Origin of the sequence: Priestia sp. TRN 1309 (assembly GCF_050846875.1) — a bacterium.
In the GTDB taxonomy this organism is placed as follows: domain Bacteria; phylum Bacillota; class Bacilli; order Bacillales; family Bacillaceae_H; genus Priestia; species Priestia zanthoxyli.
Genome location: NZ_JBOZGM010000004.1, coordinates 554,935 through 573,245, shown reverse-complemented (window position 1 = coordinate 573,245; position 18,311 = coordinate 554,935). Strand labels below are relative to the sequence as shown.

Here is an 18,311-nt window from a genome sequence, read left to right as displayed (position 1 = left end):
ACAAAGTAGAATGAAATAAGTTTAGGCGAATAGATAAAACAGTCAAGCTTTTGAAAGCTTGACTGTTTTATTAAAGTTCTGCTTTTGTTTGAGAAGAAATTCTGCTTGCTTTTGGTGCAGCTGAGCGTTTTTTTATTTCTTTAAAGCTCACAAACATTTTGTTTTCTTCATCCCATAAACGGAATCGAAGAGAGCGAAGGCTTGTTGCGAGTGTAATGGTTGGTACATTTTGAAGAGGCTGTGTGTGTTGATGAACAGCTTCAAGCTTATAGTTGGGCACTCTTGGGCTTAAATGATGTACGTGGTGAAACCCGATATTGCCTGTTAGCCATTGCAAAAGTTTTGGAAGCTTGTAAAATGAACTTCCTTCAACGGCTGCTTTTACATAATCCCAGTGCTCATCTTCTTCAAAATAAGAATCTTCAAACTGATGCTGTACATAAAACAGCCAAATTCCAATTGAACCTGAAATGAAGAAAATCGGTCCTTGGATTAATACAAACGCCTGCCAACCTACCAACCAGCAGGTCGCTGCTGCTAATGCAACAATCAATACATTTGTAAGATACGTGTTCATTCTCTCTTTTTTCTTCGCATTTTTTCGATTGAATCGGTTTGTAATCAAAAATACATATATAGGTCCCACGCCGAACATAACGAACGGGTTGCGATAGATACGGTAAGCGATTTTTTTCCAAATAGAAGCTTCTTTATATTCCGTTACGGTTAACACCCAAATGTCACCCGTACCTCTTTTATCTAAGTTGCTGCTTGTTGCATGGTGAATGGCATGGCTATGTCCCCATTGACTGTAAGGAAACATCGTTAACACACCGGTAATTGTTCCGAGAATTTTATTGTGTTGTCTACTCTTAAAGAAAGAGTAGTGACAACAGTCATGAAAAATAATGAATATTCTTACTAAAAACCCTGCTGCGATGACAGTTAGCGGAAATGCTAAAAAATAAGAAATTGAAAGGCTCTCATAAGCGAGAAACCATAGTGTGAAAAAAGGTAAAAAAGTATTAATCAATTGTCTTATGCTGTCTTTCATTACTGCTTTTTCAAAGGGTGCAACTTGTTTTCGTAAATTCTTTTGTTTTTGTATAGTCATATGAAATTCCTTTCATCACCGTATATTATCCTCAGTATAAAGGGATTTTTCTGACTATTTAAGACATACGTGTCATATAGAAACTATGACACTTGTCATATATACGTAGGGGGAAGCTGTAAAAAATGAAAAAAAGCGGTATTTAACAGTTTGCGGTTCTGATAAAATTATACAGTGAAGGCTTATTGTGACGGAGCATTTAAGAAAAAGGAGTTTGAAATGAATAAAAGAAATAGATGGGTATACCTGCTTCTAGCTATTGTTGTCATGGGAGCAGGCCTTTTATCAAGAAAACTTACTGCGTATCTTCCTCACATCGTAAATATATATGCGGGAGATTCGTTATGGGCCTTAATGATTTTTGTCAGTGCGGGTTTTTTGTTTCCTACATGGAAGACAAAAATGATTGGTATGTTTGCTATAGTGTTTTGTTACTTCATTGAATTTACACAGCTGTATCACGCTCCGTGGATTGATGACATAAGAAAGACTGCGCTAGGAGGGCTCATTTTGGGGTATGGCTTCTTATGGAGCGATATACTAGCCTATTCGATTGGAGTCGCGGTAGGAATGAGCTGGGAGTATTATAGATATCGATTTAAAAGACCCGCCTAGCAAATACGTTTCAATGAATCTTAGAACTCAGCTGAGGATGGAATAAGCCGTAGGGTTATGAAGCAGGATGTATATACATAAAAATAAACTTATGCATAAAACTTTTTATTTAAAACCTATTATCTATTCGTTGAACGAGAGGAAGAGAGGGGATTATTTGAATTTAGTAGCCTGGATGATTATTGCATGTGAAATCGCTTTTTGGATAGTCATCATTTTAGGATTAGCAACAAGGTATATGTTTAAAAAACAAAAGCTCAGTTTTTTTATTTTAGCTTTAACACCTGTTGTTGATTTTTTTCTTCTGATTGTGACGAGCATAGACCTTTACGGAGGTGCTACAGCGACTTATGCTCACGCTATTGCAGCCGTGTATATTGGAATTTCGATTGCTTTTGGAAAAAGTATGATTCAATGGGCAGACGAACGCTTTCAATATTATGTGATGAAAAGCGGAGAAAAACCTCGTAGGCGCTATGGAATAGAATATGCAAAGCATTATTTTAAATCATGGATACAGCATCTTATTGCTTACGCTATTGGGGCAGCTCTTTTAGCGGCGATGATGTATATAGTACCAAATGGAAAAACTAACGTGCTGCAAAATGTAGTGGAAGTTTGGACAGTTATTGTAGGAATTGATTTCTTATTATCTCTTTCTAATTTCGTTTGGCCTAAAAAAGAAAAAGAGTCTGGTCATACTAACTCATAAAAAGGCATCGATGCTTGAAAAGCCAGTGAAAAAACCTCCCTGTAAGGAGGTTTTTTGTTTTACCATCCAGGGTATAGGTATATGAATGATGCTTGTCTGAGGTAGTTCAGTTTAGTTGCTTAAGCGGCTAAACTGCTTTTTGTGCAAATATATGTACATTTTATGTAGCATGCATGATAAGAATTCTGTGTATTCCATATACTACCTCATATGAAAGGTAGGCAAGTGATACAATACAGTTTGTTTTTAGGAGAGCTTTTATGAAAAAACGCCGGTTGGACTTTATTTTTTTATTTATTATTTTACTTTCAATTTATGCTTTCTTTTTTACCTCTATTGATATTCATTGGAAGTATGCCTTAGTTGGATTATATGGTGTCATCATTTTCATTTGTATGTATTCACTTATGCTTGAAAATCGAACGCCTGAAAGTACGTTGGTTTGGATGTATGTCCTCTTTTTCTTCCCTGTTGCAGGCTTTTTCTTTTATTTGTATTCAGGACAGCTCTATTTAAAGGGGCATATGTTCAAAAAAAAGCGTATGCATAACCGAGAGATGCTTAGAAAGATGGCAGATAAAGAAACGACGCCTGATCTATCAACGCTTCAATCTCATCAGCGTTACTTTGCTCAGTATCTTCAATGTGTATCTTTGACAAAGATGAATGTTCATACAAAAACCTACGTCCTTAAGAACGGGCAAGAAACGTTTAACGAAATCAAAAAGCATTTGCAGTCAGCCAAACATTTTATTCATATGGAATACTACATGTTTCACTCAGATTCGTTAGGAAAAGAAATCATTGATATTTTAATTAAAAAAGCAAGCGAAGGTGTAGAAGTGCGCTTTACGTTTGATACAATGGGAAGCTTTACATTATCGGGTTCAGATATTAAGCGAATGAAGAAAGCGAATGTTAAAGTGCATCCTTTCTTACCTATTAAGTATGGATTTTTTAATCAAAAATTTAACTTTCGAAACCACCGTAAAATAGTTGTAATTGACGGGGAAGTAGGTTTTGTAGGAGGACTAAATGTAGGAGATGAGTACTTAGGGAAAAATAAAAAAATCGGTTTTTGGCGAGATACCCACCTGATGTTAAGAGGTGAATCTGTTCAAACGCTGCACTCAATTTTTATGTTTGACTGGGAATACGTTTCTGGAGAATGCTTAATTCATAATGAAGCGTATACAAAACCTCATCGTGTTGAAGGAGAAGGGTTCGTTCAGGTAGTGGCGACGGGGCCAGATACGCAGGAAAATATGAGCGACTATTATTATACAATGATTACAAGCGCGACGAAGTCAATTTGGATTTCTACCCCCTATTTTGTTCCAAACGAAGCTATAAGAACTGCTCTTCGTATTGCTGCTAGAAAAGGTGTAGAAGTACGAATTATGGTGCCGGAAATTAATGATGGCTTTCTGACTCAATATGGAACAAGATCATATTTTGCCGAACTTCTTCGATGTGGAATTGAAGTATATTCGTATAGAAAAGGATTTTTGCATCAAAAAATTGTGATTATCGACGGAGATATGGCTTCGGTCGGTACCGCAAATATGGATATGAGAAGTTTTCATCTGAACTTTGAAGTGAATGCATTTTTAATTGAGGGAGAGACGATTCAAACGCTCATTAAAAATTACGAAGAAGATATGGAAGACAGTCATTTGATCAAACCAGTAGCATTTTACAAGCGAAGTTTAGTAGAACGTTCGAAAGAGTCATTTGCTCGCTTATTTTCAGGTGTTTTATAAAATAAAGTTTGTTTTCAAAAAGCAGGAGGAAACGTATGGGTGAATCTCCATTTGTTAAAAAAGATACGTTTGGTCGAAAGTTACATCGCTTAAAAGAACGCACTAAGCCGTTTGTCGTGCGTTTTTCACGGTTTGGTCATGTAGCTCAAGGTGTGGTCTATTTTGTCATCGGTATATTAGCGATTCAGACAGCTTTCGGATTAAAAGGCGATTTAGTTACTTCTCAAGGGGCCCTACACACAATTGCAAAGCAGCCGTTTGGATTTTTAATTTTAATCGTTTTGGCAGTAGGTTTAAGTGGATATGCGTTTTGGCAAATCATTTCTGCTATTTTTGACCCTCACCACGTTGGGCATGGTGTAAAAGGCGCTTTTACTCGTTTAGGCTATTTAGTTGTAGCCACGTTTTATATTAGTCTTTGTGTGAGTTCGATAAAAATTTTGCTTCATGCTCACGTTCATACGTCAGGTAAGCATTATCAAACGGTATCAGCCAAGCTGTTATCTTATCCCTTTGGGCAAACCATCATTGCGCTTACAGGTATCGGCGTTATTATCTTTGGGATTGGACAAGTATATTGGGCTCTTTCAGGACGCTTCCTAAAAAAACTAAAGAAAAACGAAATGTCAAAAGAAGAGTGGCGATGGAGCGGGCATATTGGAAAAGCGGGTATTATTGCTCGAAGTATCGTCTTTGGGATTATTGGCTTCTTTCTTATTCGCACGGCTCTTCAAGCGGATCCAGACGAAACGAAAGGGTTAGATGGAGCCCTTGCTGAAGTAGCGCAGCGTCCTTTTGGGTCTGTACTGCTGGCTATCGTATCAATCGGGCTTATGGCATACGGAGTATATATGTTTGCAGAATCAAGGTATAAACGAATTGATCCTTAATAAAATTTAAAAGATGAAAAAGCTACTTTTTAGCCTTCTGCTCATATCATATAGCAGATAGATAGTGAACAGGAGGAGAGGCAGATGCCATCGGTAGTAGGAGCCGTAAATATCTCGAATGTATTGGTTTCATCTTCAGTGGAGTTTGGTGATTGTCTGGCTATTAAGCCAAAGAGTACAGCTTTTACAACAGTCGGTTCTGGTAGCGGGAACACAGGAAACTTTATGAATATTACAAGCAGTGCCAGTACCGCCAATACAATTGATATGGATATTAACGATCAAAATGTAGTGGGAAATGCATAAGAAACGAAAGCTTATCGTCATCGGACGGTAAGCTTTTTTATTTGAGTTTGACGTATACCCAAACGTTTCTTTACCACAATGTACCTCTAGGATTCTATCTTATAGGAGTAGTAAACTAGACAGGTGATGTCAAAAAGTGGGGAGGCGAGATTATCAAATGAAGAAAATATGTATGAGCCTACTTATTCTCTGTCTTTTCAGTGGAGGATTGGCCCCAATAAGTAAAGGAGACGCTGCTTCTTCAGTAGGCACTGTCAAAGGTGATAATGTAAATGTGTATCGTTCTCCATCTTTGCATTCTTCGATTGTTCAGACAGTGAAAAAAGGAGAAGAGTTTCCTGCTATTTCATCTGAAGCGGGAGATGCAGCTCAAGTTATCACCCATAAAGTAGTGCCAGGAAATACACTATGGCTACTAGCTAAACAATATGGTGTAACAGTCAGCGAGCTAATAAAACAAAATCAGCTAAAAACGACGGAGCTAACTCCGGGGCAAACGCTGAAAATACCACCAAAAGGCTTGTTACATAAAGTAGTATCAGGAGATACGCTTTGGAAAATCTCTGTAAAGTACGGTGTAAAAGCGACTGAATTAACAAAGTTAAATCAGCTATCATCAACAAATATTAAGCCTGGACAAATGCTTATTATTCCTGATTACTATGTACAAGTACAGCTTTTGGAAGGGAAAAAGGGCTGGATCAAAAAATCTGATTTAGCACAAAAGAAGCATCAGCCAGTAGTTATGGGCTGGAGCTTTAATGAAAAAACAGCAGGCTATGCAGAATCGATGAAACAAAAGAACTTAGACGTTGTTTCACCACGCTGGTTTACGCTAACGCGGAGTGACAAAGTTGTTTCATCTTCTATAAATCCATCGTATGTTCAAACGGCTCACAAAAACGGCAAAAAAGTCTGGCCGCTCATCGGTAACAATTTCGATGATGTGCTGACAAGTGACGTCCTAGGCAATAAAGCAAAGCGGCAAAAGCTTGTATCGTCAGTCGAAAGTTCGCTTGTGAAAACAAACAGTGACGGTATTAACGTTGACTTTGAAAATATTAATATCAAAAACAAACAAGATTTTGTTTTATTTATTAAAGAATTAAAAGCAGCGTTAAAGCCTCATGGTATGACCGTTTCAGTAGACGTAACACGAGAGAATAATGATCCGTTTTGGTCAGGAAGCTTTGATCGAAAACAGATTGGTCAAGTGGCAGATTACGTCATTATGATGGGTTATGAAGAACACTGGGGAGGAAGTCAGGTTCCAGGGTCTGTGGCTTCGCTGCCTTGGGTGAAAGAAGGAACAGAACTTCTTATGAAAGATGTACCTGCACACAAAATCCTGCTGGGAGTTCCTTTTTATACGCGAGAATGGAAAACGGATCTATCTACCAAAAAAGTTGTCACAAAAGACTTAACGATGAAAGAAGCCGAAGCAATTATCTCTTCTAAAAAGTTAACTAAAAAATGGGACAGCCAAGCCTCTCAGTACTATGTAGAATACACCGAAAATGGTACGAAGCATCAAATATGGCTCGAAGACAAAGCATCTATGCAGCGCCGGGTTAAATTAATTAATGACTATCATTTAGGCGGGGCGGCAGCTTGGTATATTGGTTCAGAAACATCAGATATATGGGAGTTATATAACTTCTAAATAAAAAACACACCTTATGCTTAATGTAGCTAGGTGTGTTTTTTATTTTCATCATATTGAAGCGCATACATCTATTTACAAACAAGATAAATTTTACAATATTTGTTTTTCTTGAGTTAATTTATAACTATATTCCAAAATGAGCCTATTTAACCTTTTTTTAGTTGAAAACGCTTAATGACTTTACGATAAAGATAATTTATAGTAAATTCAGTTTCTATACAATAAATTTACCAAATGAATAATTAAGTGATTTAATTATTAACTAAGTGAAAGGAATGGATGTTATGGGAAATGTATTAGTAATAGGCTTTCCAGGTGAAGGACATGTGAACCCTTCTTTAGGAATTGTAAAAGAATTAATGGCTCAAGGGGAGAAGGTCGTCTATTACGGCATTGAAGACTATGCTGAAAAAATCCGAAAAGCAGGAGCGGAATTTCGTGAATACGAAGATTTTCGTCCAAGTCTTGATATGAGCAACCGTATGACCAAAGAAGAGTCTTATGACCGCTATGAAATAATGAATTTGTTTTTAAATGAATCTGAAAATATTATTACTAAAATTATGAGTGAAACGAAACATGAAACATATGATTATGTACTTTATGATTATCACCTTTTAGCAGGTTCCGCTGTGGCCGACCTTCTTCAGCTTCCAAAGGTTTCTCTTTGTACGACGTTTGCGTTAAATAAGGAGTTAGCAACTTGTATGATGCCAAGTGGTCAAACAGAACCTGACCAATCTTCCTTTTATCCTCAATTCGAAAAATCATTAAATAAGTTCAACAGCCAATATAATACGGAGTTAAAAGACTCCATGGACATTATGTCAAATCCAGGGGATATTACGTTAATATTTACGTCAGAATTCTTTCAGCCGCACGTATCTGAATTTACGAGTGAGTACAAGTTTATTGGTCCTTCAATTGTTAAACGATTAGATATTGAAGATCCTTCTTACTTACAAAATGAAAATGAAAAAATTATTTTTGTTTCTATGGGAACTATTTTTAATCAGCAGCTAGAAATCTATAACTTATGTATAGAAGCATTAAAAGATTTTGAGGGTAAAGTTATTTTATCTATTGGTAAAAATACAAAACCTGAAGAATTAGCACACATTCCAGAAAACTTCGTTGTAAAACAATACGTACCGCAGCTAGAAATTTTAAAACGTGCGGATTTATTTATTACTCACGGCGGAATGAACAGCAGCAGTGAAGGATTATACTACGATACACCGCTTGTCGTTATTCCAATGGCAGTGGATCAATTTATGGTGGGCGATCGCGTGCAGGAGTTAGGAGCAGGCGTGAAATTAGATAAAAATAATGTATCTGCTGAGCTAATCAAAAATACAGTTAACGACGTTTTAACTACTCACACATATAAACAGCATGCACAACAAATCGGAGAATCACTTCGCTCAGCGGGAGGATACAAGCAAGGTGTGAAAGAAATTTTCAAGATGGTGCCTGTTAAAGCGTAATAGATGTAAGACAGCTAGATAACTAACAGAGAGGAGTAAATCATATGCAGACTATAAAAAAAGCAGTTATACCAGCAGCAGGGTTAGGTACTCGTTTTTTACCCGTTACAAAATCTATCCCAAAAGAAATGCTTCCAATTGTAAATAAGCCCGTCATTCAATTTATTGTGGAAGAAGCCTTAAAATCAGGCATCGAAGATATTTTAATTGTTACAGGAAACGGAAAACAAGCGATTGAAAATCATTTTGACCATAATATTCAATTAGAACACTTGCTTCATCAAAAAGGAAAGACCGAACTATTAGAGGAAATGGAGCATATCTCTGAACTAGCGAATATTCATTACGTTCGTCAAAAAGAAATGAAGGGCCTTGGCCATGCGATTGGCTGTGCTCGACAATTTATTGGAAACGAACCGTTTGCAGTTTTACTTGGAGATGACTTAACAGACCCAGATCAGCCTTGTTTAAAACAGCTGATTGACCAGTATACCCAAACGGGATCGTCGGTTATCGGCGTGCAGCGCGTAGAGGAAGAAGCCGTTCATCGTTACGGGATTATAGATCCAAAAGCAAATAAAAACCGATTATACGAAGTGAATGGTTTTGTAGAAAAACCATCAGTCGAAGAAGCTCCGTCTAATTTAGGAATTATTGGACGCTATGTATTTACACCTGACATTTTTGATTATCTTGAAACGCAGGAAGCTGGAAAAGGTGGGGAGATTCAGCTAACGGATGCTATTCAGCGTATGAATATAGACCGTTCTATTTATGCTTACGAATTCGAAGGCGAACGTTATGATGCAGGGGAAAAATTAGATTTTATTTTTACGACCCTTGCTTTTGCGTTAAAAGATGAAGAATTAAAAGCACCTCTTTTAACTAAATTCAAAGAGCTGATCAACAAGGAAGAACAAAAAGAAAAAATTGCTGTGCAAATTGGAAAATAACCTTCATTTACACACCTTTCTTCTACTGTTTCTTGAAGAAAGGTGCGTTTTTTTGCGAAAATGGAACGTTTGACAGCTGGATAGAAAGGGTTGAAATGAGTTTATGTCGAAAGCAGAAAATTCGTTTGTATCAGGCATAAAGATTGTATTTACAGACCGGGATTTTCGAACGATTTTTATTTCATTATTTATTATTGGGTTGTCTGTTGGCGGCTTTATGCCTTATTTAACGGTTTGGGCAACAAATACATTGCACGCCACTTCGTTTCAAGCAGGATTTTTATTTGTCCCAATGAGCATTCTTGGTTTAATCGTCTCGTTTTATTTGGCTTCTTTATCAGACAAATGGGGAAAACGAAAGCCATTTATTATTTGGGCCTTACTGATTGGAACCATTTCAAGAGTTCCCTTAGCGTTTACGCATTCTTATACAATAGCACTCATTTTACTTGCTATAGGAGGGTTTAATGCGTTTTCTTTTTTCTTTGCTCTGCTGAATGATTTTATTGTTAAAAAGGAAGAAAGTAAATCGCAGGCAGGTACGATTACCGGTACTGTGCGAATGGCATTTTCACAAGGCTATATTTTTGGACCAATGCTCGGAGCTTTAATCATTGACCACGGAGGGTATACTCTTTTATTTTTACTATCAGGGTTGTTATCGCTGGCAACTTTAGTGTGGGTTCTTTTTGCGCTTAAAGAAGACAGTATGCCTCAACCTTCAGCACATGCATCTTCAAAAGCGCCAGCTGGTATACCTTCTGTATTAATAGCTGTATTCGTAGCGGCTCTTTTCATTTTTGCGGGTGATTCCGGACGTTCTATGTATTTGCCGCTGTATATAACGGATACGTTAAAGCAATCCGTTTCGATTGTAGGAATTCTTTTTACCGTTACGTCTGTTTTTGAACTAATATTTATGCCGTTAGGAGGCTATTTTTCTGATAAAATCGGAGTCAAACGCTTCTTTGTTATCGGCATAGCTTGCCAAGTGCTTTATTTTGTTTTAACAAGCCTTCATTTACCGCTGAGTGGATTGATTGCGCTTCAAGTATTTTATGCTTTCATTCTATCCGCTACAATGGGAGTTGGCATGGTGTATGCTCAGTCACTGGCCCCGCGTCAAATTGGACTAGCCACGACGGCATATATGACAGCTATACAAACTTCAGCAGTTGTCAGCAGCTTAGCTATGGGGTCACTAGTTAGTGTGATTCCGTTGCCTTCTACTTTTTACATTTTAGCTGTTTTTGCGGTTATTTCAGGTGTAATGTTTCTATTGATGAAGCAAAAATCAGCTGAGGAAGTGAGCTGAAAAGTTAAGAAGAGGTTGAGATATTACCAAATTAATCTAATCTAAAGACAAACAAATAGTATGCATGAGCTGCACTGCTTGTGACACCGCAGTTGATTTTCATGCAAGTCTTCGCTTTCCGCGGGTGGCCGATGAGCCTCCTTGCGGGGTCTCATCTGTTCCACTTTCCCCGCAGGAGTCTTCGCCTTGCCCTCCAATCAACTGCTAGAAGGACCTAAAGAAATGACACATACGTTCACCATAACAAAAAACGAACCATTCATTAATGGTTCGTTTTTTTTACTTTCTCTAAAATACTTTTGCCCCAGCCTCTTTTTTATGAGGCTGTTTCTTGAATTTGTTCGCGGGGCTTTTTATTTAAAATTTTGCGGTAGCGGTAATTAACAAAAGCCGCCGCCGCCATACCTACTACTGAAAGCATCGCATCAAAGATAAAGATAATTGAAATATGTCCCGTTTTAGACATGAGCCCTGTTGCTAAAGGCAATAAAATTGCAGCTAATCCAGCAGCGGTCGCTACAATTCCTGTAACCGTTCCTTTTTTGTTCCAGAAAAGCTCGGTCATAACGGTAATCGCTAATTGAAAGACCCCAGCCGTAGAAAATCCCATGAAAAAAGCAGCTGCAATTGCAATAGCAGGTACTTTAACAAATAGAAGCGTAAGTACAGCGATAAGGGTAATCATCGGGTAAACGAGAATAACCGTTACAGGACGAAGCACTTTGCTTAATAATACGGCTAATACTAAGACAGAGATTAAAGCTCCGATGCTGTAGTAGCTTAAAAGGCGAACCGAGCTGCTTTCAGCCATACCTAATACTTGTTGACCATAAGTAGGAAGCCAAATTTGAGCCACTGTAAACAGAGCTGTAGAAGTAAATCCAATCACAATAAGAGCGATTCCTTCTTGTTTCATGTTAGGAGGAGAGATAAATTTATTCTCTTCTCTACTTTGCTGTTGAACTGTATTCTGTTCGCGTTTATGATTGGGAAAAGGCAGTTTGAACATAAAGATCATATTTAGTAAATAAATAAGAGCGGGAAGGAAAAAAGCATACCCATAAAACAAATCACGATCCGCAAAAAAGGCAATCATAAACGGCAGAAGCGCTGCTCCAGCTGATATAAATGCTTTTACAAGAACACTGGCTGAACCTGAAGATTTAGGAAAAACTTCAATCAAAGCAGGGTATGTTCCAGCGTCCATAGCAGAGTTTGCAATACCAGCAATAATGGCAAAGATAAAGGCTGTTTGATAATTTGGCGATAATGGAATGCCAATTAAGAAAATAGCCATCGTCAGAGACGAAACAATAATCAAAGGTTTTCGTCCGACTTTATCAGACAAGATGCCTGATAGAGAATATGAAAGCAATTTTCCAATTCCGATAGCAGAAATGATATAGCTGATTCCAGCACCGTCGGTATTTAATTGTTTTGTCAAAAATGACATATTTGATGCAAGCATGATATTGACCATGCCAAGTAGAAAATAGTTAATATACATACCTGAAGCTGACAGCATGTACTTATTTTTCATCGTTTACACATCCTTACGTAAAAAAGCTTATATGAAATGGATAAAAGCAATCACCCAGCCCTCCTTTTTTCATCGTTATTTATAAACCTACTTCCATGATAAGTTTATGAAGACATTACCTTTACCTTTTATCATTGGATTTATTCAGTTCTTTTTAGTATGCGACTAAATGCGTGCATCTAGTGCTTCAAATCAATATGAAATCTATTCTAACATGTTTTTAGCGCTTTAAACCAAAAAAGTGATATTTTATAAAAAAATCCTATCTTCTTTCGCGCTTCACAAAAGAAACTCCACAAAAAATGTTCGCTTTAAAGCCAGGCTGCACAAGAAGTACCTCTTAATGATGGTTATTAAAAATGAGAAAAGGGTATTTATAAACTAAGGAAAAAGAAATAAGGGAAGAAAGGTGGAAACAATGAAGCACAAAGTATTTTTTGATGCGGAATGTCCTTTATGTTACAACGTAAAAAAAATAATTAAAGCGCTGGACTGGACGAACCAAATCCAGTGGATTCCAGTTCAATACATTGAGCGAACGGAGTATAGCTACTTAAAAGAAGAAGGAAGAGACTTATATGATCAAATTCATATGGTCACCAAAAAAGGGGAAGTATTAGCAGGATTTGAAACGGTCAGACGGCTTTTAGCTGTTTTGCCTCTTACATGTCCAATCGGCGTGCTTCTGCATTTACCATTAATGAAAAAAGCGTTTAGTCCGCTATACAAATGGATATCCACAAACAGGTACGACTGGTTTGGGCGCTACGATTCGCCGCGAACCACATAAACATATAAAAAGGACAAGCTTTTAAAAAGCTTGTCCCTTTTGTTTTGAAAACATTATAATTTATACATACTTTAATTTCTAAAAACGTATGTGACCGAGACGCGTAAATTCTAGAAAAGCAGCTATAGCTGAAAGGGAGAACTTTATATGAAAACAAAATGGACAGCTGAACGAATGCCTGATCTAACGGGGAAAACTGCCCTTATAACGGGAGGAAACAGCGGTATTGGGTTTGAAGCTGCAAAGGCTCTAGCAGCTCGCGGAGCAGAAATCATTCTTGCTGTGCGTAATGAAGCAAAAGGGAAAGAAGCTAAGAAAAGAATTAAAGCGGATAACGGAAATCCTAAAGTGACTATTATGTCATTAGATCTTAGTGACTTGAGCTCTATTCGGCATTTTGCCAATCAATTTCTTCAACAATACTCGTCTTTGGATCTTCTCATTAATAATGCAGGCGTGATGGTGCCGCCTCACAGCAAAACGAAAGACGGATTTGAACTGCAGTTTGGCTGTAATCATTTAGGACATTTTGCACTTACGGGCTTGCTGCTTCCTTTACTAACGGCCACTCCACATTCACGTGTCGTAACGGTAAGCAGTATAGCCGCTAATTCTGGAGAAATCTATTTTGATAATCTCGACGGAGAAAAAGGCTACAGTCCAATGAAGTTCTATAGACAAAGCAAACTCGCCAACCTATTGTTTGCCAAAGAATTGCAAATTCGCTTAGAAGCAGCCGGATCAACGACAATTAGTGCCGCTGTACATCCGGGTATTTCAAATACAAACCTATTATCACGCGGTTCAGGAAAAGAACCAAACGGCTTGTTGAAATTTTTAGTCAAGCTATTTAGTCAATCTGCAGAAATGGGCGCGCTGCCTACTCTTTATGCAGCCACTGAATCAATAGAAGGCGGTACATATATTGGGCCAGACGGAAAAGATGCTAAAAAAGGATATCCTGTAAAAGATATGATGGGAGATGTTTTATTTAAACCGGACGTAGCGGAAAAACTATGGAGCGTATCTGAGGACTTAACAGGTGTTGAGTACTCGTTTCGTGCTTAAGATAAAAAACAGTTCTGTAAGTGCGGAGCTGTTTTTTTGTTGCTCAAAAACTATAGATCAGCGGGTTAAATAAAAAAAAGAATGTTGGATAGCATAATGGTAAGTAAACGTACAATGAGTATGTTCTCTTTTGAGCGATAAAAGCACTCAACAAAGCTCAAGAAGCGGAGGAAAGTAACAGTGCCTGACAAACCTAGTATTACCTCAAGTGAAATTGGAACGCTGTGGATGACATATCAGCAGAAAACGTTAATCATTTGCTTGTTGGATTATATGATTGAACATGCAGACGATGAAGATGCTAAAACAATTATGACAGATTTGCGTGAGCAGCTTATTATATACATACGAAAGATAAAAACAATATTTGAAAAAGAAGGAGCCGTAGTGCCAACCGGGCTTTCATCTCAAGACGTAAACATACAGGCTCCAAAACTATTTACTAATGGATTTGATATTATGTTTCTTCGTGTTATTAAAGAAATTAGTATGGGGATGTATACATTAAGTTTAGGTAAGGCCTACAGAGAAGATGTGGTGAAATTTTATCAAGATTTAACAAAGATTACGCAACATTGTTATGATTCCTGTACGCAGTATTTACTGAAAAAAGGGATTTTATCACGTCCACCCTATATTCCGATGCCAACCACTGTTGAGTTTGTTTCTGACAGAAAATATTTGAGCGGCTTAAATGTATTTGCGGATAAAAGAGTATTAAATACGATGGAGCTAGCTCAGCTTTATCATGGGGTCGAAACAAACATTGTGGGGATGAAGTTAATGAAGGCTTTTTCTCAAACGGCTAAAGATACCGAAGTCAAAAAGCATTTTTTGAAAGGAAAAGAGCTCAGTAAAAAGATTATTACGCGTCTAGAAGAAATAATTATACAAGACGATATTTCACCTTCTGTTGCCTCAACAGGAAGCATCACGACTTCTGAAACGCCTGCTTTTTCTGATCGTTTGATGCTGACATGCGATATTTTACTAAGTAATTTTAGTATTGGAAGTCAGGCATTTGGAGCAGCATTTAGTTTTCGAAGAGATATTGTGGCTAAAATGATGCTGATAGGAGAAGATGCGTTTCAATATGCAAGCGAAGCGACGGAAATTATGATTAAAAAAGGCTGGCTTGAAGTTCCACCAAGTATTGATTAGCTAATATGAAAATACGTATTTACATGATGATCTTTTAAAAGCAATGAATTTAAAATAAGTGAGATAAAAACACGGTGCTGATTCAATACACTTAGTATGTAAATCAACACCGTGTTTTTTGCTTTGTTTGAGCAAGTTATGATGGAAATTATTCAAAGGTATGCTACGATAAGAATTATCTTGAATTGAAGAGGTGTCACGATGAAAATAGAAGTTTGGTCAGATTTTGTCTGTCCTTTTTGTTATATTGGAAAGCGTCGATTAGAGCAAGCGCTTCAGCAGTTTGCACACAAAGATGACGTGCAGGTTGAATTTAAAAGCTTTGAGCTAGATCCAAATGCTTCAGTTAATACTGGTAAAACGATTAATGAAGCTCTTGCTGCTAAATATGGAATGACCATTGAACAAGCGAAGCAAGCAAATGAAGGGATCGGACAGCAGGCAGCTGGTGTGGGATTATCCTTTAATTTTGACGATATGAAGCCAACTAATACGTTTGACGCTCATCGTTTAGCAAAATTTGCAAAAGCTCAAGGAAAAGAAGCAGCTATTACAGAAAAACTCTTATATGCATATTTTACTGAATCAAAACATCTAGGTGAAGAAGCGACGCTGATTGCTCTTGCTGAAGATGCAGGTCTTGATCGAGAAGAAGCACGTCAAATTCTTGCAGATAAAAACGCATATGCAAATGAAGTGCGCAGTGATGAAGCAACGGCTCAGCAATATGGCATTAGCGGCGTTCCGTATTTTGTTATTAATCAAAAATATGCGATTTCAGGTGCACAGCCAGTCGAAACATTTGTAGGAGCTCTCCAACAAGTATGGGAAGAAGAAAATCCGACTCCCGCTTTGAAGAGTTTGTCTCCAGAAGGCGCAGATGATGCCTTTTGTGCAGATGGTCAATGTGCCGTGCCTGATTCTTCTAAAGACCAACAATAAAAGAAAGCAGAGGCGGAAATTTCGCTTCTGCTTTTTGTTTATTTTTTTAAAAAAAATCACAAAAACACAAACGTGTGTTCTGTTTTTGTGTTATAATAGGTTTAGAAGCAACAAACCTCGATGAGTGAACTCCAAAAATAAGCGATTAAAAGTGATCCCACCATGAACTAGCTTCCATTTAATCCTGCAGGGGGAATCTAAATGAAGAACAAAGTGCGCATTATCCCATTTCAAGTAGTTGAACAATTAAGTCAATTTAATGAAGTCCCACAAGGAGTGGCTCTAATTGGAGCAGAGGAAGTATGGAAGCAAACAAAAGGACAGGGAATAACCGTAGCGGTTTTGGATACTGGCTGTGAGGTTACACACCCAGATTTGCAGGAGCGAATTATTGGAGGAAGAAATTTTACGCACGATGATCAGCAAAATCCTGATGTTTATCAAGACTATAATGGTCACGGTACTCACGTAGCAGGCACAATTGCAGCAGCTCATAATGGAGCGGGCGTTGTAGGAGTGGCTCCTGAGGTGAATTTACTTATTCTGAAAGTACTTGATGGGAATGGTTCAGGTCAATATGAATGGATTATTCAAGGTATTACCTACGCCATCCAGCAAAAAGTAGATATCATTTCAATGTCACTTGGAGGTCCGGCCGATGTACCTGAACTGCATGAAGCGATTCAGGATGCTGTTGATCAGAATATTTTAGTTGTCTGCGCAGCGGGAAATGAAGGAGATGGAGAAAGCTCCACAGATGAGTTTGCATACCCAGGCTCATATAATGAAGTGATTAGCGTAGGAGCGGTTGATCTAAAGAAACGTTCTTCGATATTTTCCAACTCAAACAATGAAGTGGACGTAGTGGCTCCGGGGGAGAAGATCATATCAACCTACTTGAATGGAAAGTATGCCGCACTGAGCGGAACTTCTATGGCCACGCCTCACGTGGCGGGAGCTTTGGCATTGATAAAAGTTCTTTCAAATGAAACGTTTGGAAGAGAACTTACAGAACCAGAGCTTTACGCACAGTTAATCAGAAGAACACTTCCATTAAATGAATCACCAAGAGAAGTAGGAAACGGGTTTGTGCACTTGACCATTGTTGAAAAGCTATTGCGTGAAATTCAACGTCAAATGACTTCAGAGGTGATGGGATGAAAAGCAGTTTAGATATATTAATGGTGGAAAAACAGCAGGCAAAAGCCCTTTATCACGAATACGTAAACAAACGAAGCTATTATGATGAAAAGACGGATGAAGAGAGTAAAAATCTTTATTATCGAGGTACTCTCTTTGAAAGAGAAGCCATGCAAGCTTTGTTAACGGAAACGCATCAGCATTTGCTGAGTTATTCGCCGCATAAATATGTATATCCATGGGTGGATCTACAGGAGAATGGAGAGCTGAAGAGTCTGTATTCAGGGAAAGGTATGGATCCGTTAGAAGCGATACAGCAAGATATTGATGCACTTCAGTCGCTTAGTCACTCATCTGTTTCAAGCAATGATATACTGCTAAACTGTGAGCACGTTGTCCCGCAATCTTGGTTTGGAAAACAAGAGCCTATGAGAGGCGATTTGCATCATTTGTTTGCGTGTGAACCTTCTTGTAACAGCCGAAGAGGTAATTCCTCTTATATTGACTTCCCGGATTATACACCGGAAGTTAAGCAATCAGATGTGAAAGAAGGGTGCGGCAAATCAGAAAAAGGTAAGTTTGAACCCGAATATGGAAAAGGAATTGTCGCTCGAGCTACGCTTTATTTTTTAATTCGCTATCATAATAAAATTGACTCTTCACGAGTAGATCTTCCTCTTTTACTAAAATGGCATGAAGAATTTACCGTTTCACTTTATGAAAAACATCGCAATGCAGCAATTTTTGAATTGCAAGGCAACCGAAATCCTTTTATCGATTTTCCTGACAAAGCAGCTACATTAATGAATTCGGCTCTCTAAAATAAAAAAGGAGCTCCGTTTCGAATAG

The 18,311-nt window shown here is 37.9% G+C and carries 17 protein-coding genes; 15 read left to right on the top strand and 2 right to left on the bottom strand.

Annotated features, from left to right (window positions below; genetic code table 11):
* Positions 1 to 70: 70 nt before the first annotated feature.
* A complete protein-coding gene (locus ACRPLQ_RS19125) occupies positions 71 to 1,114 on the bottom strand; it encodes a fatty acid desaturase (RefSeq protein WP_028414002.1) in 1,044 nt (347 codons plus the stop codon).
* Between the two features lie 219 nt (positions 1,115 to 1,333).
* Here ACRPLQ_RS19125 and ACRPLQ_RS19120 point away from each other — a divergent pair, with 219 nt between their 5' ends.
* The 9 genes from ACRPLQ_RS19120 to ACRPLQ_RS19080 all read left to right on the top strand — a co-directional run bounded on the left by ACRPLQ_RS19120 (position 1,334) and on the right by ACRPLQ_RS19080 (position 10,821).
* The gene (locus ACRPLQ_RS19120; RefSeq protein WP_028414001.1) at positions 1,334 to 1,729 is read left to right on the top strand and encodes a DUF2809 domain-containing protein; all 396 of its coding nucleotides are present in this window, start codon (positions 1,334 to 1,336) and stop codon (positions 1,727 to 1,729) included.
* A 157-nt stretch (positions 1,730 to 1,886) separates the two neighbouring features.
* A complete protein-coding gene (locus ACRPLQ_RS19115) occupies positions 1,887 to 2,441 on the top strand; it encodes a hypothetical protein (protein WP_432236231.1) in 555 nt (184 codons plus the stop codon).
* A 260-nt stretch (positions 2,442 to 2,701) separates the two neighbouring features.
* Positions 2,702 to 4,204: a cardiolipin synthase gene (gene cls, locus ACRPLQ_RS19110; protein WP_033578467.1), complete on the top strand. Its 1,503-nt coding sequence runs from the start codon at positions 2,702 to 2,704 to the stop codon at positions 4,202 to 4,204.
* Between the two features lie 35 nt (positions 4,205 to 4,239).
* A complete protein-coding gene (locus ACRPLQ_RS19105) occupies positions 4,240 to 5,094 on the top strand; it encodes a DUF1206 domain-containing protein (RefSeq protein ID WP_033578468.1) in 855 nt (284 codons plus the stop codon).
* An 84-nt stretch (positions 5,095 to 5,178) separates the two neighbouring features.
* Positions 5,179 to 5,400 carry a spore germination protein gene (locus tag ACRPLQ_RS19100; RefSeq protein ID WP_028413997.1) on the top strand — a complete coding sequence of 74 codons (222 nt, stop codon included), beginning with the start codon at positions 5,179 to 5,181 and terminating at the stop codon, positions 5,398 to 5,400.
* 157 nt (positions 5,401 to 5,557) lie between these two features.
* Complete coding sequence (locus ACRPLQ_RS19095; RefSeq protein WP_230624615.1) at positions 5,558 to 7,063, top strand: LysM peptidoglycan-binding domain-containing protein; 1,506 nt, start codon at positions 5,558 to 5,560, stop codon at positions 7,061 to 7,063.
* Positions 7,064 to 7,350: 287 nt separating this feature from the next.
* On the top strand, positions 7,351 to 8,553 hold the full coding sequence (locus tag ACRPLQ_RS19090) for a macrolide family glycosyltransferase (RefSeq protein ID WP_033578469.1): 1,203 nt from the start codon (positions 7,351 to 7,353) through the stop codon (positions 8,551 to 8,553).
* Positions 8,554 to 8,597: 44 nt separating this feature from the next.
* The gene (gene galU / locus ACRPLQ_RS19085; RefSeq protein ID WP_028413994.1) at positions 8,598 to 9,506 is read left to right on the top strand and encodes a UTP--glucose-1-phosphate uridylyltransferase GalU; all 909 of its coding nucleotides are present in this window, start codon (positions 8,598 to 8,600) and stop codon (positions 9,504 to 9,506) included.
* Between the two features lie 103 nt (positions 9,507 to 9,609).
* The gene (locus tag ACRPLQ_RS19080; RefSeq protein WP_033578470.1) at positions 9,610 to 10,821 is read left to right on the top strand and encodes an MFS transporter; all 1,212 of its coding nucleotides are present in this window, start codon (positions 9,610 to 9,612) and stop codon (positions 10,819 to 10,821) included.
* Positions 10,822 to 11,137: 316 nt separating this feature from the next.
* On the opposite strand, the gene ACRPLQ_RS19075 is transcribed toward ACRPLQ_RS19080, so the two are convergent.
* Positions 11,138 to 12,361 carry an MFS transporter gene (locus tag ACRPLQ_RS19075; protein WP_033578471.1) on the bottom strand — a complete coding sequence of 408 codons (1,224 nt, stop codon included), beginning with the start codon at positions 12,359 to 12,361 and terminating at the stop codon, positions 11,138 to 11,140.
* Positions 12,362 to 12,779: 418 nt separating this feature from the next.
* Between ACRPLQ_RS19075 and ACRPLQ_RS19070 the strand changes: the two genes are divergently transcribed.
* From ACRPLQ_RS19070 to ACRPLQ_RS19045, 6 genes are all read left to right on the top strand, one after another.
* Positions 12,780 to 13,151 carry a thiol-disulfide oxidoreductase DCC family protein gene (locus tag ACRPLQ_RS19070; RefSeq protein WP_028413991.1) on the top strand — a complete coding sequence of 124 codons (372 nt, stop codon included), beginning with the start codon at positions 12,780 to 12,782 and terminating at the stop codon, positions 13,149 to 13,151.
* A gap of 147 nt (positions 13,152 to 13,298) precedes the next feature.
* Positions 13,299 to 14,219 carry an oxidoreductase gene (locus ACRPLQ_RS19065; protein ID WP_033578472.1) on the top strand — a complete coding sequence of 307 codons (921 nt, stop codon included), beginning with the start codon at positions 13,299 to 13,301 and terminating at the stop codon, positions 14,217 to 14,219.
* A 180-nt stretch (positions 14,220 to 14,399) separates the two neighbouring features.
* Positions 14,400 to 15,380, top strand: coding sequence for a DUF3231 family protein (locus ACRPLQ_RS19060; RefSeq protein ID WP_033578473.1), 981 nt, complete (start codon positions 14,400 to 14,402; stop codon positions 15,378 to 15,380).
* Between the two features lie 201 nt (positions 15,381 to 15,581).
* Positions 15,582 to 16,322 carry a DsbA family oxidoreductase gene (locus tag ACRPLQ_RS19055; RefSeq protein ID WP_028413989.1) on the top strand — a complete coding sequence of 247 codons (741 nt, stop codon included), beginning with the start codon at positions 15,582 to 15,584 and terminating at the stop codon, positions 16,320 to 16,322.
* A 201-nt stretch (positions 16,323 to 16,523) separates the two neighbouring features.
* On the top strand, positions 16,524 to 17,483 hold the full coding sequence (locus ACRPLQ_RS19050) for a S8 family peptidase (RefSeq protein ID WP_033578474.1): 960 nt from the start codon (positions 16,524 to 16,526) through the stop codon (positions 17,481 to 17,483).
* Positions 17,480 to 18,283: an endonuclease I family protein gene (locus ACRPLQ_RS19045; RefSeq protein WP_033578475.1), complete on the top strand. Its 804-nt coding sequence runs from the start codon at positions 17,480 to 17,482 to the stop codon at positions 18,281 to 18,283. The genes ACRPLQ_RS19050 and ACRPLQ_RS19045 overlap by 4 nt, the downstream gene beginning before the upstream one ends.
* Positions 18,284 to 18,311 lie beyond the last annotated feature (28 nt).

Bases quoted from the DNA above. Each gene is read 5' to 3' on its own strand.
- ACRPLQ_RS19125 (WP_028414002.1), bottom strand. From the start codon at position 1,114: ATGACTATACAAAAACAAAAGAATTTACGAAAACAAGTTGCACCCTTT.
- ACRPLQ_RS19120 (WP_028414001.1), top strand. From the start codon at position 1,334: ATGAATAAAAGAAATAGATGGGTATACCTGCTTCTAGCTATTGTTGTC.
- cls (WP_033578467.1), top strand. From the start codon at position 2,702: ATGAAAAAACGCCGGTTGGACTTTATTTTTTTATTTATTATTTTACTT.
- ACRPLQ_RS19105 (WP_033578468.1), top strand. From the start codon at position 4,240: ATGGGTGAATCTCCATTTGTTAAAAAAGATACGTTTGGTCGAAAGTTA.
- ACRPLQ_RS19100 (WP_028413997.1), top strand. From the start codon at position 5,179: ATGCCATCGGTAGTAGGAGCCGTAAATATCTCGAATGTATTGGTTTCA.
- ACRPLQ_RS19095 (WP_230624615.1), top strand. From the start codon at position 5,558: ATGAAGAAAATATGTATGAGCCTACTTATTCTCTGTCTTTTCAGTGGA.
- ACRPLQ_RS19090 (WP_033578469.1), top strand. From the start codon at position 7,351: ATGGGAAATGTATTAGTAATAGGCTTTCCAGGTGAAGGACATGTGAAC.
- galU (WP_028413994.1), top strand. From the start codon at position 8,598: ATGCAGACTATAAAAAAAGCAGTTATACCAGCAGCAGGGTTAGGTACT.
- ACRPLQ_RS19080 (WP_033578470.1), top strand. From the start codon at position 9,610: ATGTCGAAAGCAGAAAATTCGTTTGTATCAGGCATAAAGATTGTATTT.
- ACRPLQ_RS19075 (WP_033578471.1), bottom strand. From the start codon at position 12,361: ATGAAAAATAAGTACATGCTGTCAGCTTCAGGTATGTATATTAACTAT.
- ACRPLQ_RS19070 (WP_028413991.1), top strand. From the start codon at position 12,780: ATGAAGCACAAAGTATTTTTTGATGCGGAATGTCCTTTATGTTACAAC.
- ACRPLQ_RS19065 (WP_033578472.1), top strand. From the start codon at position 13,299: ATGAAAACAAAATGGACAGCTGAACGAATGCCTGATCTAACGGGGAAA.
- ACRPLQ_RS19055 (WP_028413989.1), top strand. From the start codon at position 15,582: ATGAAAATAGAAGTTTGGTCAGATTTTGTCTGTCCTTTTTGTTATATT.
- ACRPLQ_RS19050 (WP_033578474.1), top strand. From the start codon at position 16,524: ATGAAGAACAAAGTGCGCATTATCCCATTTCAAGTAGTTGAACAATTA.
- ACRPLQ_RS19045 (WP_033578475.1), top strand. From the start codon at position 17,480: ATGAAAAGCAGTTTAGATATATTAATGGTGGAAAAACAGCAGGCAAAA.